This window comes from Glutamicibacter protophormiae, from assembly GCF_016894325.1.
Classification (GTDB): Bacteria; Actinomycetota; Actinomycetes; order Actinomycetales; family Micrococcaceae; genus Glutamicibacter; species Glutamicibacter protophormiae.
This window is the reverse complement of sequence record NZ_CP069807.1, coordinates 56,855-71,437: the sequence shown is the minus strand read 5'-3', so window position 1 is coordinate 71,437 and position 14,583 is coordinate 56,855. Positions and strand designations below refer to the sequence as shown.

General features: G+C 60.7%; 16 protein-coding genes and 1 pseudogene. 11 read left to right on the top strand and 6 right to left on the bottom strand.

Annotated elements, in window-relative coordinates:
• Positions 1-24: 24 nt before the first annotated feature.
• Positions 25-789, top strand: a complete 765-nt coding sequence (locus JQN66_RS18140) for an IS6-like element IS6100 family transposase (RefSeq protein ID WP_001389365.1) — start codon at positions 25-27, stop codon at positions 787-789.
• A 53-nt stretch (positions 790-842) separates the two neighbouring features.
• Here JQN66_RS18140 and intI1 read toward each other — a convergent pair.
• Positions 843-1,439 (bottom strand): annotated as a pseudogene (intI1, locus tag JQN66_RS18135) (class 1 integron integrase IntI1); the annotation flags it as partial.
• A gap of 145 nt (positions 1,440-1,584) precedes the next feature.
• Here intI1 and JQN66_RS18130 point away from each other — a divergent pair.
• The 9 genes from JQN66_RS18130 to JQN66_RS18090 all read left to right on the top strand — a co-directional run bounded on the left by JQN66_RS18130 (position 1,585) and on the right by JQN66_RS18090 (position 9,141).
• Positions 1,585-2,376 carry an ANT(3'')-Ia family aminoglycoside nucleotidyltransferase AadA2 gene (locus JQN66_RS18130; RefSeq protein WP_001206356.1) on the top strand — a complete coding sequence of 264 codons (792 nt, stop codon included), beginning with the start codon at positions 1,585-1,587 and terminating at the stop codon, positions 2,374-2,376.
• 75 nt (positions 2,377-2,451) lie between these two features.
• Positions 2,452-2,925 carry a trimethoprim-resistant dihydrofolate reductase DfrA1 gene (dfrA1, locus tag JQN66_RS18125; protein ID WP_092592735.1) on the top strand — a complete coding sequence of 158 codons (474 nt, stop codon included), beginning with the start codon at positions 2,452-2,454 and terminating at the stop codon, positions 2,923-2,925.
• A gap of 191 nt (positions 2,926-3,116) precedes the next feature.
• Positions 3,117-3,464: a quaternary ammonium compound efflux SMR transporter QacE delta 1 gene (locus tag JQN66_RS18120; protein WP_000679427.1), complete on the top strand. Its 348-nt coding sequence runs from the start codon at positions 3,117-3,119 to the stop codon at positions 3,462-3,464.
• Complete coding sequence (gene sul1, locus JQN66_RS18115; protein WP_000259032.1) at positions 3,458-4,297, top strand: sulfonamide-resistant dihydropteroate synthase Sul1; 840 nt, start codon at positions 3,458-3,460, stop codon at positions 4,295-4,297. Before JQN66_RS18120 ends, sul1 begins: the two co-directional genes overlap by 7 nt.
• Before the next feature lie 127 nt (positions 4,298-4,424).
• Positions 4,425-4,925 carry a GNAT family N-acetyltransferase gene (locus JQN66_RS18110; protein WP_000376623.1) on the top strand — a complete coding sequence of 167 codons (501 nt, stop codon included), beginning with the start codon at positions 4,425-4,427 and terminating at the stop codon, positions 4,923-4,925.
• Positions 4,926-5,295: 370 nt separating this feature from the next.
• A complete protein-coding gene (locus JQN66_RS18105) occupies positions 5,296-6,060 on the top strand; it encodes an IS6-like element IS6100 family transposase (RefSeq protein ID WP_001389365.1) in 765 nt (254 codons plus the stop codon).
• Positions 6,061-6,206: 146 nt separating this feature from the next.
• Positions 6,207-7,313: a tyrosine-type recombinase/integrase gene (locus JQN66_RS18100; protein ID WP_204677732.1), complete on the top strand. Its 1,107-nt coding sequence runs from the start codon at positions 6,207-6,209 to the stop codon at positions 7,311-7,313.
• The gene (locus JQN66_RS18095) at positions 7,310-7,642 is read left to right on the top strand and encodes a helix-turn-helix domain-containing protein (protein WP_064846257.1); all 333 of its coding nucleotides are present in this window, start codon (positions 7,310-7,312) and stop codon (positions 7,640-7,642) included. Before JQN66_RS18100 ends, JQN66_RS18095 begins: the two co-directional genes overlap by 4 nt.
• Positions 7,643-7,644: 2 nt before the next feature.
• Positions 7,645-9,141 (top strand): recombinase XerD, encoded by a 1,497-nt coding sequence (locus tag JQN66_RS18090; RefSeq protein WP_239464252.1) that lies wholly within the window; start codon positions 7,645-7,647, stop codon positions 9,139-9,141.
• Here JQN66_RS18090 and JQN66_RS18085 read toward each other — a convergent pair.
• The 4 genes from JQN66_RS18085 to JQN66_RS18560 form a co-directional block, all read right to left on the bottom strand.
• Positions 9,069-9,978 (bottom strand): IS5 family transposase gene (locus tag JQN66_RS18085; RefSeq protein WP_239464072.1). Its coding sequence is split into 2 segments (ribosomal slippage): positions 9,069-9,608 and positions 9,610-9,978, totalling 909 coding nucleotides; the frame shifts between segments, so codons are not numbered across the junction. The genes JQN66_RS18090 and JQN66_RS18085 overlap by 73 nt on opposite strands.
• Positions 9,979-10,070: 92 nt before the next feature.
• Positions 10,071-11,339: an MFS transporter gene (locus JQN66_RS18080; protein ID WP_204677730.1), complete on the bottom strand. Its 1,269-nt coding sequence runs from the start codon at positions 11,337-11,339 to the stop codon at positions 10,071-10,073.
• Entirely contained in the window at positions 11,336-12,991 is a 1,656-nt protein-coding gene (locus JQN66_RS18075; RefSeq protein ID WP_107862438.1) for an ABC-F family ATP-binding cassette domain-containing protein, read from the bottom strand. The genes JQN66_RS18080 and JQN66_RS18075 overlap by 4 nt, the downstream gene beginning before the upstream one ends.
• A gap of 281 nt (positions 12,992-13,272) precedes the next feature.
• On the bottom strand, positions 13,273-13,497 hold the full coding sequence (locus tag JQN66_RS18560) for a hypothetical protein (RefSeq protein ID WP_239464251.1): 225 nt from the start codon (positions 13,495-13,497) through the stop codon (positions 13,273-13,275).
• Between the two features lie 312 nt (positions 13,498-13,809).
• On the opposite strand from JQN66_RS18560, the gene JQN66_RS18065 reads away from it, so the two are divergent.
• Entirely contained in the window at positions 13,810-14,007 is a 198-nt protein-coding gene (locus JQN66_RS18065; protein WP_146160863.1) for a hypothetical protein, read from the top strand.
• Between the two features lie 162 nt (positions 14,008-14,169).
• Here JQN66_RS18065 and JQN66_RS18060 read toward each other — a convergent pair whose 3' ends face one another.
• Positions 14,170-14,313, bottom strand: a complete 144-nt coding sequence (locus JQN66_RS18060; RefSeq protein WP_204677728.1) for a hypothetical protein — start codon at positions 14,311-14,313, stop codon at positions 14,170-14,172.
• Positions 14,314-14,583 lie beyond the last annotated feature (270 nt).

Here is a 14,583-nt window from a genome sequence, read left to right as displayed (position 1 = left end):
GGCGGAGATTGGACGGACGGAACGATGACGGATTTCAAGTGGCGCCATTTCCAGGGTGATGTGATCCTGTGGGCGGTGCGCTGGTATTGTCGCTATCCGATCAGCTATCGCGACCTTGAGGAAATGCTGGCGGAACGCGGCATTTCGGTCGACCATACGACGATCTATCGCTGGGTCCAGTGCTACGCCCCGGAGATGGAGAAGCGGCTGCGCTGGTTCTGGCGGCGTGGCTTTGATCCGAGCTGGCGCCTGGATGAAACCTACGTCAAGGTGCGGGGCAAGTGGACCTACCTGTACCGGGCAGTCGACAAGCGGGGCGACACGATCGATTTCTACCTGTCGCCGACCCGCAGCGCCAAGGCAGCGAAGCGGTTCCTGGGCAAGGCCCTGCGAGGCCTGAAGCACTGGGAAAAGCCTGCCACGCTCAATACCGACAAAGCGCCGAGCTATGGTGCAGCGATCACCGAATTGAAGCGCGAAGGAAAGCTGGACCGGGAGACGGCCCACCGGCAGGTGAAGTATCTCAATAACGTGATCGAGGCCGATCACGGAAAGCTCAAGATACTGATCAAGCCGGTGCGCGGTTTCAAATCGATCCCCACGGCCTATGCCACGATCAAGGGATTCGAAGTCATGCGAGCCCTGCGCAAAGGACAGGCTCGCCCCTGGTGCCTGCAGCCCGGCATCAGGGGCGAGGTGCGCCTTGTGGAGAGAGCTTTTGGCATTGGGCCCTCGGCGCTGACGGAGGCCATGGGCATGCTCAACCACCATTTCGCAGCAGCCGCCTGATCGGCGCAGAGCGACAGCCTACCTCTGACTGCCGCCAATCTTTGCAACAGAGCCCACCATGCCCGTGCACGCGACAGCTGCTCGCGCAGGCTGGGTGCCAAGCTCTCGGGTAACATCAAGGCCCGATCCTTGGAGCCCTTGCCCTCCCGCACGATGATCGTGCCGTGATCGAAATCCAGATCCTTGACCCGCAGTTGCAAACCCTCACTGATCCGCATGCCCGTTCCATACAGAAGCTGGGCGAACAAACGATGCTCGCCTTCCAGAAAACCGAGGATGCGAACCACTTCATCCGGGGTCAGCACCACCGGCAAGCGCCGCGACGGCCGAGGTCTTCCGATCTCCTGAAGCCAGGGCAGATCCGTGCACAGCACCTTGCCGTAGAAGAACAGCAAGGCCGCCAATGCCTGACGATGCGTGGAGACCGAAACCTTGCGCTCGTTCGCCAGCCAGGACAGAAATGCCTCGACTTCGCTGCTGCCCAAGGTTGCCGGGTGACGCACACCGTGGAAACGGATGAAGGCACGAACCCAGTGGACATAAGCCTGTTCGGTTCGTAAACTGTAATGCAAGTAGCGTATGCGCTCACGCAACTGGTCCAGAACCTTGACCGAACGCAGCGGTGGTAACGGCGCAGTGGCGGTTTTCATGGCTTGTTATGACTGTTTTTTTGTACAGTCTATGCCTCGGGCATCCAAGCAGCAAGCGCGTTACGCCGTGGGTCGATGTTTGATGTTATGGAGCAGCAACGATGTTACGCAGCAGGGCAGTCGCCCTAAAACAAAGTTAGACATCATGAGGGAAGCGGTGACCATCGAAATTTCGAACCAACTATCAGAGGTGCTAAGCGTCATTGAGCGCCATCTGGAATCAACGTTGCTGGCCGTGCATTTGTACGGCTCCGCAGTGGATGGCGGCCTGAAGCCATACAGCGATATTGATTTGTTGGTTACTGTGGCCGTAAAGCTTGATGAAACGACGCGGCGAGCATTGCTCAATGATCTTATGGAGGCTTCGGCTTTCCCTGGCGAGAGCGAGACGCTCCGCGCTATAGAAGTCACCCTTGTCGTGCATGACGACATCATCCCGTGGCGTTATCCGGCTAAGCGCGAGCTGCAATTTGGAGAATGGCAGCGCAATGACATTCTTGCGGGTATCTTCGAGCCAGCCATGATCGACATTGATCTAGCTATCCTGCTTACAAAAGCAAGAGAACATAGCGTTGCCTTGGTAGGTCCGGCAGCGGAGGAATTCTTTGACCCGGTTCCTGAACAGGATCTATTCGAGGCGCTGAGGGAAACCTTGAAGCTATGGAACTCGCAGCCCGACTGGGCCGGCGATGAGCGAAATGTAGTGCTTACGTTGTCCCGCATTTGGTACAGCGCAATAACCGGCAAAATCGCGCCGAAGGATGTCGCTGCCGACTGGGCAATAAAACGCCTACCTGCCCAGTATCAGCCCGTCTTACTTGAAGCTAAGCAAGCTTATCTGGGACAAAAAGAAGATCACTTGGCCTCACGCGCAGATCACTTGGAAGAATTTATTCGCTTTGTGAAAGGCGAGATCATCAAGTCAGTTGGTAAATGATGTCTAACAATTCGTTCAAGCCGACCGCGCTACGCGCGGCGGCTTAACTCCGGCGTTAACCTCTGAGGAAGAATTGTGAAACTATCACTAATGGTAGCTATATCGAAGAATGGAGTTATCGGGAATGGCCCTGATATTCCATGGAGTGCCAAAGGTGAACAGCTCCTGTTTAAAGCTATTACCTATAACCAATGGCTGTTGGTTGGACGCAAGACTTTTGAATCAATGGGAGCATTACCCAACCGAAAGTATGCGGTCGTAACACGTTCAAGTTTTACATCTGACAATGAGAACGTATTGATCTTTCCATCAATTAAAGATGCTTTAACCAACCTAAAGAAAATAACGGATCATGTCATTGTTTCAGGTGGTGGGGAGATATACAAAAGCCTGATCGATCAAGCAGATACACTACATATATCTACAATAGACATCGAGCCGGAAGGTGATGTTTACTTTCCTGAAATCCCCAGCAATTTTAGGCCAGTTTTTACCCAAGACTTCGCCTCTAACATAAATTATAGTTACCAAATCTGGCAAAAGGGTTAACAAGTGGCAGCAACGGATTCGCAAACCTGTCACGCCTTTTGTACCAAAAGCCGCGCCAGGTTTGCGATCCGCTGTGCCAGGCGTTAGATGCACTAAGCACATAATTGCTCACAGCCAAACTATCAGGTCAAGTCTGCTTTTATTATTTTTAAGCGTGCATAATAAGCCCTACACAAATTGGGAGATATATCATGAAAGGCTGGCTTTTTCTTGTTATCGCAATAGTTGGCGAAGTAATCGCAACATCCGCATTAAAATCTAGCGAGGGCTTTACTAAGCTTGCCCCTTCCGCCGTTGTCATAATCGGTTATGGCATCGCATTTTATTTTCTTTCTCTGGTTCTGAAATCCATCCCTGTCGGTGTTGCTTATGCAGTCTGGTCGGGACTCGGCGTCGTCATAATTACAGCCATTGCCTGGTTGCTTCATGGGCAAAAGCTTGATGCGTGGGGCTTTGTAGGTATGGGGCTCATAATTGCTGCCTTTTTGCTCGCCCGATCCCCATCGTGGAAGTCGCTGCGGAGGCCGACGCCATGGTGACGGTGTTCGGCATTCTGAATCTCACCGAGGACTCCTTCTTCGATGAGAGCCGGCGGCTAGACCCCGCCGGCGCTGTCACCGCGGCGATCGAAATGCTGCGAGTCGGATCAGACGTCGTGGATGTCGGACCGGCCGCCAGCCATCCGGACGCGAGGCCTGTATCGCCGGCCGATGAGATCAGACGTATTGCGCCGCTCTTAGACGCCCTGTCCGATCAGATGCACCGTGTTTCAATCGACAGCTTCCAACCGGAAACCCAGCGCTATGCGCTCAAGCGCGGCGTGGGCTACCTGAACGATATCCAAGGATTTCCTGACCCTGCGCTCTATCCCGATATTGCTGAGGCGGACTGCAGGCTGGTGGTTATGCACTCAGCGCAGCGGGATGGCATCGCCACCCGCACCGGTCACCTTCGACCCGAAGACGCGCTCGACGAGATTGTGCGGTTCTTCGAGGCGCGGGTTTCCGCCTTGCGACGGAGCGGGGTCGCTGCCGACCGGCTCATCCTCGATCCGGGGATGGGATTTTTCTTGAGCCCCGCACCGGAAACATCGCTGCACGTGCTGTCGAACCTTCAAAAGCTGAAGTCGGCGTTGGGGCTTCCGCTATTGGTCTCGGTGTCGCGGAAATCCTTCTTGGGCGCCACCGTTGGCCTTCCTGTAAAGGATCTGGGTCCAGCGAGCCTTGCGGCGGAACTTCACGCGATCGGCAATGGCGCTGACTACGTCCGCACCCACGCGCCTGGAGATCTGCGAAGCGCAATCACCATCTCGGAAACCCTCGCGAAATTTCGCAGTCGCGACGCCAGAGACCGAGGGTTAGATCATGCCTAGCATTCACCTTCCGGCCGCCCGCTAGCGGACCCTGGTCAGGTTCCGCGAAGGTGGGCGCAGACATGCTGGGCTCGTCAGGATCAAACTGCACTATGAGGCGGCGGTTCATACCGCGCCAGGGGAGCGAATGGACAGCGAGGAGCCTCCGAACGTTCGGGTCGCCTGCTCGGGTGATATCGACGAGGTTGTGCGGCTGATGCACGACGCTGCGGCGTGGATGTCCGCCAAGGGAACGCCCGCCTGGGACGTCGCGCGGATCGACCGGACATTCGCGGAGACCTTCGTCCTGAGATCCGAGCTCCTAGTCGCGAGTTGCAGCGACGGCATCGTCGGCTGTTGCACCTTGTCGGCCGAGGATCCCGAGTTCTGGCCCGACGCCCTCAAGGGGGAGGCCGCATATCTGCACAAGCTCGCGGTGCGACGGACACATGCGGGCCGGGGTGTCAGCTCCGCGCTGATCGAGGCTTGCCGCCATGCCGCGCGAACGCAGGGGTGCGCCAAGCTGCGGCTCGACTGCCACCCGAACCTGCGTGGCCTATACGAGCGGCTCGGATTCACCCACGTCGACACTTTCAATCCCGGCTGGGATCCAACCTTCATCGCAGAACGCCTAGAACTCGAAATCTAACGTCCGTTCGGGCATCGAGGTCCATGTCGGGGTGGGACGGGCCCGTGGCTTCAAGATCACTTGCAGTCCGACCGCGATGTCTTGGTTGCGCGAGAGGTTGTCGATATGGCTCTGTTGCAAAAATCGTGAAGCTTGAGCATGCTTGGCGGAGATTGGACGGACGGAACGATGACGGATTTCAAGTGGCGCCATTTCCAGGGTGATGTGAGGCTCTGTTGCAAAAATCGTGAAGCTTGAGCATGCTTGGCGGAGATTGGACGGACGGAACGATGACGGATTTCAAGTGGCGCCATTTCCAGGGTGATGTGAGGCTCTGTTGCAAAAATCGTGAAGCTTGAGCATGCTTGGCGGAGATTGGACGGACGGAACGATGACGGATTTCAAGTGGCGCCATTTCCAGGGTGATGTGATCCTGTGGGCGGTGCGCTGGTATTGTCGCTATCCGATCAGCTATCGCGACCTTGAGGAAATGCTGGCGGAACGCGGCATTTCGGTCGACCATACGACGATCTATCGCTGGGTCCAGTGCTACGCCCCGGAGATGGAGAAGCGGCTGCGCTGGTTCTGGCGGCGTGGCTTTGATCCGAGCTGGCGCCTGGATGAAACCTACGTCAAGGTGCGGGGCAAGTGGACCTACCTGTACCGGGCAGTCGACAAGCGGGGCGACACGATCGATTTCTACCTGTCGCCGACCCGCAGCGCCAAGGCAGCGAAGCGGTTCCTGGGCAAGGCCCTGCGAGGCCTGAAGCACTGGGAAAAGCCTGCCACGCTCAATACCGACAAAGCGCCGAGCTATGGTGCAGCGATCACCGAATTGAAGCGCGAAGGAAAGCTGGACCGGGAGACGGCCCACCGGCAGGTGAAGTATCTCAATAACGTGATCGAGGCCGATCACGGAAAGCTCAAGATACTGATCAAGCCGGTGCGCGGTTTCAAATCGATCCCCACGGCCTATGCCACGATCAAGGGATTCGAAGTCATGCGAGCCCTGCGCAAAGGACAGGCTCGCCCCTGGTGCCTGCAGCCCGGCATCAGGGGCGAGGTGCGCCTTGTGGAGAGAGCTTTTGGCATTGGGCCCTCGGCGCTGACGGAGGCCATGGGCATGCTCAACCACCATTTCGCAGCAGCCGCCTGATCGGCGCAGAGCGACAGCCTACCTCTGACTGCCGCCAATCTTTGCAACAGAGCCCGCAGACACGCCGTTGACCAGCACGTATACCCTTGGCGTCTCATCGGATGCATCATTGACTCATTGGATGCAACCGCGGAACGAGGTGTCGGATGCACGTCGACGGTGTGGGTCGGGTCTCGGTGGTGCCCTCGCTGCCGGTCCTTCGGCCCGAGGAGCAGGTGCTCCAGCTCATGCTGGACGGCTGGCGCAACCAGCAGCTCTCCAGGAACCTGCAGTTCGCGACGATCGAGCAGCGGCTGCGCTGTGTGCGCCGGTTCGTTGAGCACATGAACGAGGATCCGTGGAACTGGACGCCGGCGATGGTCGAGGAGTTCTCGGCCGACCTGCGCACCGTCCGACACGTCTCTCGCTCCACGCTGCGCAGCTACCACTCTGCGCTTCGGGCGTTCACGAGCTACGTCAGCAACCCCGACTACGGATGGGACCGGGTCTGCGAGCAGTACTTCGACACCCACCCGGCGCAGGTCTTCTTCGACTGGAACTCCGCACCGCACGTCCAGGAGTACGACGGCGGACCCACGAAGCGTCCCTACACGCGGTCCGAGCTCGATCGACTCTTCGTCTACGCCGACGATGAGGTCGAACGCATGGGGCGGTCGGGACGCAAGGGCTGGCAGGCGGCCTATCGCGATGCGGTCATGATGAAGATCGCCTACGCCTACGGCCTCCGCTTCAACGAGTTGCGACACCTGCAGCTCGTCGACTTCGCCCGCAACCCGCATGCGCGCGAGTTCGGCCGGTTCGGCGTCTGCAAGGTCCGCTACGGCAAGTCAAAGCGCTCCTCGCCCTACAAACCCCGCAGCGTGCTCACCGTCTGGCGATGGACGCCTCCGATCCTCGAGGACTGGCTCGCCAACGGTCGCGGTGAGCCCGACACACTCGACCTGTTCCCCAGCGAACGCGGCGGCCTGGTCGGAGAACCGGCGCTGCTGCGCCGGCTACGCCGCTACTGCGACGAGCTCGGACTTTCGGACGGGCTCGATCTGCACTCGTTCCGACGCTCCTACGCTACGCATCTGTTGGAGGCTGGCTGGGACCCACGGTTCGTCCAGGACCAGATGGGGCACGAGTACGCCTCGACGACCGGCATCTACCAGTTCGTCGGCGACGAGTTCCGGCGCAGCACGCTCCGCAGCGCTCTCGACAGGACCGTCAACGAGGCCCTGGCCCGCACCACGAAGGATGGAACACCATGAAACGCAAGGTCGACTACCAGTGGCGCCTGGCCGAGCTGATGGCGGCCAGAGGTCTGCACAACACGACCGATCTCATCCCGCTGCTCGGCGAACGGGACATCACGCTCTCCCGACCGCAGGTCTACCGCCTCGTCAATCAGCGGCCGGAGCGCGTCTCGCTCCAAGTTATCGCCGCACTCTGCGACATCTTCGAGTGCACACCAGCCGATCTGGTCACGACAACCGCCGCGGACGTCCGGCGCCGGAAGACCGCGACCGAGCCCGGCTCCAACGTCGTCAGCCTCGACCGATCAGTTCGACCCCGGCGCGCGAACATTCTCGACGAGTAGGGATGGCTGCCGTGGCGAGTCGAGGACCAGCAGGCCTGTCCCCCCGCTCCACCATCCAGGGTCGTCCACGCATCACCTCGACGACCGGGAACCCGTGCGCACGCTGCGGCCGCAAGATCCCGCGGGTCGCCGTCACATGGCCGGAGGGCCGGCTCTGCAACATCTGCTACTACAACGCCGTCCACACCCGAGGCGTCTGCCCGGAGTGCCTCCAAGACCGCCTGCTACCAGGACCCGCAAGCGCCGGCGGCGGTCCGATCTGCGCGACCTGCGCGGAGATCCCCCACGACTTCCATTGCGACAGCTGCGACACCGAAGCCGGGCATCACCGAGGGCGGCTCTGCGCCCGATGTGCGCTTCGCGCCGACCTCCACCAGGTCCTCGGCGGCGAGCCGGAACACCCCGCTCTGCGCGGTCTGGTCGACGCGCTATGCGCATCCGAGCGACCCGAGTCGATCCTCGTCTGGAAGCGATCCCCCAAGGTCCAGACGCTCCTGCGTGGCCTTGGCGACGGCACGATCCCGATCTCCCACGAAGGCCTCGACGCCGTTCCCGGCAAGCCGACCGAACACATCCGAGCACTCCTGCAACATCACGGCCTACTCCCCTACCGCGATGCCTACCTGCACCGATTCGAGGAGTGGATCGCCGTCAAGTTAGAAGGGCTCCCCGCCGAGGTCCGTCAGCCCGTCCAGCACTTCGCGACCTGGCACCACCTACGCAACATCCGCGCCAAATCCGAAGCAGGCGCCAACACGCGCGGCCCGGTGCACTCAGCGAAGCAAGAGATCACCGAGACAGTCAAGTTCCTGACCTGGCTGCACCAGACACACCACCGCACCGCCGCGACCTGCACCCAGCAAGACGCCGACGAGTGGCTGGCAGGCGGACCGACCACTCGCACCATGATCAGGAACTTCTTCCAGCTCGCCAAGAAGTCCCGCTTGAACACCGGTGTCACGGTCGCGCATCGCACTCCCCGATCGAGCCCGTCCCTGAGCCAGGAGCAGAGACTTGCCTGGATCCGCGAATTGCTCACCGGGACCAGCGAGTCACTCCCCTACCGCGTCGCCGGCATGCTCCTGCTCCTCTACGCGCAACCACTGGTCAAAGTCGTCACTCTGACGACCGAGGCCATCGCCGAGAGCCCTCACGGCATGAGAATCCAGCTCGGCCGCCATCCAGTGGACGTGCCTGAGCCGTTCGCCAACATGATCCGCCAGCACCGCGATGCTCGGCCCAACCTCCGGACAGCGGCAGGGACGGACAGCCCCTGGATGTTCCCAAGCATCCTCGCCGGACGACACCTCCACCCCAACACCGTGATGGACAGACTGCGAGCCCTCGGCGTGAACCTCCTCGGCGCCCGCAACAGCGCCCTCGGCGAGCTCGTCCTCCAATGCCCACCGTCGCTAGGGCGTGTCTCTTATATCCGTAGCCAGACCAGAATCGCTGCCAACACCACTCCCGCACGATACGTGACCGCAAGCTTGTCATAACGAGTCGCAAGCCCCCGCCACTGCTTCATCAATCCAAACGCCCGCTCGACCACGTTGCGATCTTTATACTTCTCAGCATCGAACCCCGGCGGGCGCCCACCCGCGCGACCCCTACGCTTCCTGGCAGCGATCTCGTTAGATTTCTCCGGAATCACAGCAGTGATGCCCCGCTTACGCAGGTACGTGCGGTTCACTCGTGACGTGTAACCACGATCAGCAAGCAGCGACTCGGGGCGCGTCCGCGCGTTCCCCGACCCGGTTCTTGGCACTCGAATATCGCCGATTACTTCCTGGAGCATCGCGCCGTCGTGACGTTGCCCACCCGTGACCACAATCGATAATGGGCGGCCATGCCCATCGACCGCGAAATGCACCTTCGTGCTCAACCCTCCGCGCGATCTCCCTATCCCATGACCTTCCGGTTCAACCTCGCATAACGGCAGATTCTTGTAATTCGATAGAGCCCCCTGTGTCCTGGTCCGGACGCGGAAGGTTCGTGCCGTGCTGGTGAGCACGGCTGATCGTCGCGTCAATCGACACGTTCCAGTCAATATCACCTACGGCATCGGCCTCGGCGAGGATGTGCGCGAATACGCGGTCCCAGGTGCCGTCGGTTGCGTAGCGGCGATGCCGCTTCCAGACGGTCTGCCAAGGGCCATACCGGTCAGGGAGATCACGCCACGGGATTCCGGTCCGGTAACGGTAGATGATGCCTTCTACGACGCGGCGGTTGTCACTGAAGGGACGGCCTTTACGGCCTTCGTTCGATGGCAGGAGTGGTTCGACTCGTTCCCATTGCGCATTCGTGAACTGCGTAAATCTAGACCTTTGTGCCACGACTCAATCATGGCGCGTGCACACAACTAGATTTAGGAGACACGCCCTAGCTGAGCGAGAGGTCAACCCCAGACGCAGTTTGCCCGGCTGAGTCACCCCTCAGCCACATCCAATGGATGCTTCTCCTCCGTGTGACGCATGCGCCCGGCCAGCAATGCGATCAACGCGAGAGCTGGCGGAATGACTCCCGCAATCACAAAGATGATGGGGATGGGAACCAGTAGTGAGAGCGGCCCCGCGATGGCGATTGAGACCGGCATGAACGCGATCGAAACGAAGAAGTCGAGGCTGGCGACTCGGCCGATCATGTCGAGCGGCACCAACCGTTGCAGCAATGTTCCCCACACGACAACGCCAGCCCCGGTGAGTGCACCGACGACAAAGAGCGCGGAGAGCATGAGGATCAAATTGTCGGCAACGCCAATGACCACAAGAGGTAGTGTTCCTCCACCCCAGCACAGGATCATAAACGTCAAGTACCGACGTGGAAGCTTCAACGACGACACGATCAGCGAACCGACAGCCCCACCTATCCCATATGCGGCCAGAAGAAACCCGAAAGTAGCTTCAGCATCCTCGAATCGGTCGCGGGTGAGGAACGGGAGGAGAACTTCGATCGGGCCTTGGACAATGAGCGCAAGCGACGACCCGAAGATCAGCGTCCAAAGCAACCAGCGTGTACGAGCCACGTAGGCAACCCCCGCACGAAGGTCACCCCAGACGCTCGGGCGATCCTCGGGAGAAGTGGGCTCAGTGTGTTCGTCACGGCGGCTAAGAAACAAGGTGATGACGAAAGCAATCGCGTACGAAGCCGCGACGATGACCGCTCCGATAGCGGGGAAGAACATACCGACGATGACTCCACCGAGGGCCGGGCCCAGCCCTTGCCCCATCGATGGACGGAGCGCCCCTTCGAGCCCATTCGCGGCCAGGAGCTGCTCCGGCGGAAGGACCACAGGTAGGTAAGCACTGTACGCAGGGTAGAAAAAGGCGCTCCCGGCACCCATCGCGAACGAGGCTGCGGCGACGTGCCAAAGTTCGATATTACCGGTGAGCGACAGGACCGCCACGGCGGTCATGATCGCGGCCGTTGAGCCCTGCACTGTGATGAGAATCCGCCGTTTGGAGAACCGGTCGGCGACAACCCCACCGAGAACGGAGAAGGAGAACAGGCCAAGACTCATTCCGGTTGCGACCGCCGACAAGGCAAGTGGGCTGTCATCGAGTGCGAGTACTTGGAAGACCATGACGATCGTCCACATACCGGTCCCGAATACCTCGATGCCGACGGCGGCAAACAGGAGACGGTAATCACCTGATGCCAATGGGCGGAGTGCGCGGAGCTTGATGGTGTTGCTCATACCAGCGCCTCGCCTTCAGCCATCGCCATCAGATGGTCATGAGGCCATTGGGCGACATCGCGCAGGAGTTGCCGGTCGTGGGTCGACAGTACGACGGCCGCTTGGGTAGCCCCGAGTGCCTCGGTGAGTTCGTCAACGAGCGCGATGGAGAGGTGGTTGGTGGGTTCGTCTAGCAGTAGCACGTGCGGGCGTGCCGCGAGTACGAGCGCCAGATCGAGGCGTCGTTGTTGACCCATCGACAGTTCACCCACTCGTTTGCCTGCCTCGCGCGATCGCAGCAGTCCAAGTTGACCGAGACCGACCGTCTCAGATGACTGCAGCGTTCCTTGACCGACGAGTTCGTCGAGGTGACGGGCGTATATCTCGTTCGCCCGGCGATCCGGCGGCAGCATCGTCTCCTGACGAAGAAAACCCAAACGCGTGCCACGGGATGTCCGCACTGTTCCCGTGTCTGGCAGTAGTTCGCCCGCCGCGATACTCAGGAGCGTCGACTTTCCGGCCCCGTTCGAGCCGGTGATCACGAGCCTGCCGCGGTGCGAGAGTTCGAACGACACCGGCTGCGCTAACCTCCCGGCAAAGCTCACGTTGTCGACGTTTAGCAGCACCGCCCCTTTTCGTGTGGGCAGGTCGGGGAACTGGAACAGTTGCGGTGGTTCTGGCACCGTCACCGCGTGTGCTTCGAGCGCTTCCTGGCGTCGGTGCACGCTCTGCACCAGCCCGCCCGCGCGCGTCGCGCGGCCGTGCTTCGGTGACCCCTTCTCCGGTCGCCACCCCGACACCAGCCGATTCTGCGCAGCGCTGAGACTCTCCTGCAGCCGCGATTGCTCCTGCTGCTGACGCTCGTACTCCTGCTCCCAGCGTTCCCGCTCGGCCAGGCGCCCTTCTCGGTATCCCGCATACCCGTTGCCGTAGATGCGGGGGCGATCATCAGGTGTCGGATCGAGGTCAACAACCGTCTCCGCAATGTCAGAGAGCAGCGCGCGATCGTGGCTGACGATCACGACACCACCGTTGCGCGCGCGGAGTTGCGTGGTCAAGAAATCAAGTCCGCTGCGGTCGAGGTGATTGGTGGGCTCGTCCAGCAGTAAGAAATCATCTTCAGCCCCCAGCAGGCAGGCCAACCGCACTCGGTATCGCTGCCCCACAGACAGATCAGAGAGCAACCGCGTCGTGTCGGTTTCGGCGTCGAGTGCTTCGAGCGCGATCTGTACGCGGCGCTCGGCATCCCACGCGTCGAGCGCTTCAGCACCTTCCAATGCCGCGGCATACTGCTCTGCGGCCTCGTCACTCCCATCCGCAAGAGCAGCAGCAGCGGCGTCGAGCGCGGCCAGCGCTGCGAGCGGTTCAGCGATTGCCTCCGCGACGGCCTGCCCAACGGTGCGGTTGTCAGTGGAGTTCATCTCTTGTTCAGCGAGCCCGAGTGTGCCGATGCGCTGGATCGTTCCACTATCAGGTACCAGCGTGCCCGCGAGCGCGTGCAGAAGTGTGGTCTTTCCGCGCCCGTTCTCTCCGACGATCGCCACACGAGACGCGGGAGTGACGACGAGATCGACATGGTTGAGCACCGGGGTTACGCCTCGCATTACGGAGACGTCAGAAGCGGTGAGTTGCGCGCGATGGCGCGCCGGATGACGGTTAGTAGGGGTAAGCATTCAAATCCTTCAGCAAGGCGCACCACGACAAGCCGAACAGCAAGCGGGTACGCGAATGACGGCGACCCTCCATGGGGCCAGAACAAGCGGCCGCCGCAAGCTCGGAGTTACTCAACGAGCACGGTAGGCCTACTCAACCATCACAGGAAGTACAAATGCATACCGTCAATTCTACCCCACACTCACACGGCACCAACGAATCGGGTGCCGACAGCGGCTCCGGAGGCTTGATCGGTCTGATTCGGCCGCACTATCGGCGCCGCTGTCGCGGTCGGTCGGAATCAGTTCAGTGCCAGCTCGGACACTTTCTCGCCGTCACGCCGTTCATCGAGTTCCTTTGCACGCACGCGACACAAGATGATCAGGCTAATGGGTCCAAAAGCGATGAATTTCATCGCGTTCCACAGGCTGAGGAGGACGAGGAGATTCAGCCATGCTGGTCCGCCGCCAGCGGCCAAAGATGAGCACCAAAGCGCAAGGCCAAGGTATGGCAGGGTGAGGAGCATGGCAGGAACTCCCCACTTCAGCCCACGCCGACTCCGGACCCACCGGAGCACGATGTTGCTCGGTGCGTAGCGCTGCAGGAGCGAATAGATGAAGCTCGTAATCGCCAAGACTGGACGAATCATGATGGGCCTCTCGTCACACGTCGTTCTCCGTCGAGGAAGCAGTGTGTGATCGAACACCCAGAAGGGCCGCACCGGAGGGCCCGCAGAGTTGAGAACCTGCTTCAACCTCCAGGGTACGCCGGCATTCCGATCGATGAAAGGGCAGCTCGCGCGTACCTCCTGAGCGATGCACAGCGAAGGAGGCTTTCCATGCCAACGCTCACTGCCCTCGCTAAGGACGAAAGAACAGCTCGCCAGCTATTGGCCGTGACCGGTTCACCGGGTGACATCTCAACCGGTGCGCTTCTCTCCCGAGTTGGCGCGGTTGAGGCAATCGCTCTGATCGAGCGCGACATCGCCGTCCCAGGAATGGATGCGGTCGAATCGGCCGTCTGGCTACGGATATAAGAGACACGCCCTAGTCGCCGACGCACTCGGCTACAGCCACCACGTCGCCTTCCTCCACGCCGAAAAGTCCGCAGAACCGTGGGCCCGATATGCGGCCCGCCACGCGGGCGACCAGCGATAGCCGGCGACCACCACGATCTGCCCAGCCATGCTCGCGTTCAGTTACACCAGGATGGTCTGGCCGTCGGCCTGCTGGATGTCCAGCAACAGATGCCCGCGCCCGCGGCTCGTCCTCACCACGGAACCGAACCCAGGGCACGACATGCGCCCGGGCATGCCGCCGCGGTCAGCGCGCTCCGGTGGCACGAAGTGGTGGCCACCGGAGCGCACTGGGTCAGTGTCTGCTGTCCTCGATAGGTGTCAGCATGACAAGTACGGCTGCGGCGGCGCAGGAAGATGCGGGTGCGGACGCTGGCGTTCCACAGACGCTGCATGAGATTCATGATGGCCTCACTTTTCACACGGGAGCACTTCGATGTGGCTGGTCCTGTGTGGTGAGTGCCCCGAGGCTTCTTGGGGCGGTCTGCTCCGCCCGACGTCAGGCTTCGCGCGTGGTCTGTCCTGCCATTTCGCAGT

What these genes read in the sequence shown, in the direction of transcription:
- JQN66_RS18130 (WP_001206356.1), top strand. Translation starts at nt 1,585, where the DNA reads ATGAGGGAAGCGGTGACCATCGAAATTTCGAACCAACTATCAGAGGTG.
- JQN66_RS18140 (WP_001389365.1), top strand. Translation starts at nt 25, where the DNA reads ATGACGGATTTCAAGTGGCGCCATTTCCAGGGTGATGTGATCCTGTGG.
- JQN66_RS18100 (WP_204677732.1), top strand. Translation starts at nt 6,207, where the DNA reads ATGCACGTCGACGGTGTGGGTCGGGTCTCGGTGGTGCCCTCGCTGCCG.
- JQN66_RS18120 (WP_000679427.1), top strand. Translation starts at nt 3,117, where the DNA reads ATGAAAGGCTGGCTTTTTCTTGTTATCGCAATAGTTGGCGAAGTAATC.
- JQN66_RS18065 (WP_146160863.1), top strand. Translation starts at nt 13,810, where the DNA reads ATGCCAACGCTCACTGCCCTCGCTAAGGACGAAAGAACAGCTCGCCAG.
- JQN66_RS18075 (WP_107862438.1), bottom strand. Translation starts at nt 12,991, where the DNA reads ATGCTTACCCCTACTAACCGTCATCCGGCGCGCCATCGCGCGCAACTC.
- sul1 (WP_000259032.1), top strand. Translation starts at nt 3,458, where the DNA reads ATGGTGACGGTGTTCGGCATTCTGAATCTCACCGAGGACTCCTTCTTC.
- JQN66_RS18080 (WP_204677730.1), bottom strand. Translation starts at nt 11,339, where the DNA reads ATGAGCAACACCATCAAGCTCCGCGCACTCCGCCCATTGGCATCAGGT.
- JQN66_RS18105 (WP_001389365.1), top strand. Translation starts at nt 5,296, where the DNA reads ATGACGGATTTCAAGTGGCGCCATTTCCAGGGTGATGTGATCCTGTGG.
- JQN66_RS18560 (WP_239464251.1), bottom strand. Translation starts at nt 13,497, where the DNA reads ATGCTCCTCACCCTGCCATACCTTGGCCTTGCGCTTTGGTGCTCATCT.
- JQN66_RS18095 (WP_064846257.1), top strand. Translation starts at nt 7,310, where the DNA reads ATGAAACGCAAGGTCGACTACCAGTGGCGCCTGGCCGAGCTGATGGCG.
- JQN66_RS18090 (WP_239464252.1), top strand. Translation starts at nt 7,645, where the DNA reads ATGGCTGCCGTGGCGAGTCGAGGACCAGCAGGCCTGTCCCCCCGCTCC.
- JQN66_RS18110 (WP_000376623.1), top strand. Translation starts at nt 4,425, where the DNA reads ATGGACAGCGAGGAGCCTCCGAACGTTCGGGTCGCCTGCTCGGGTGAT.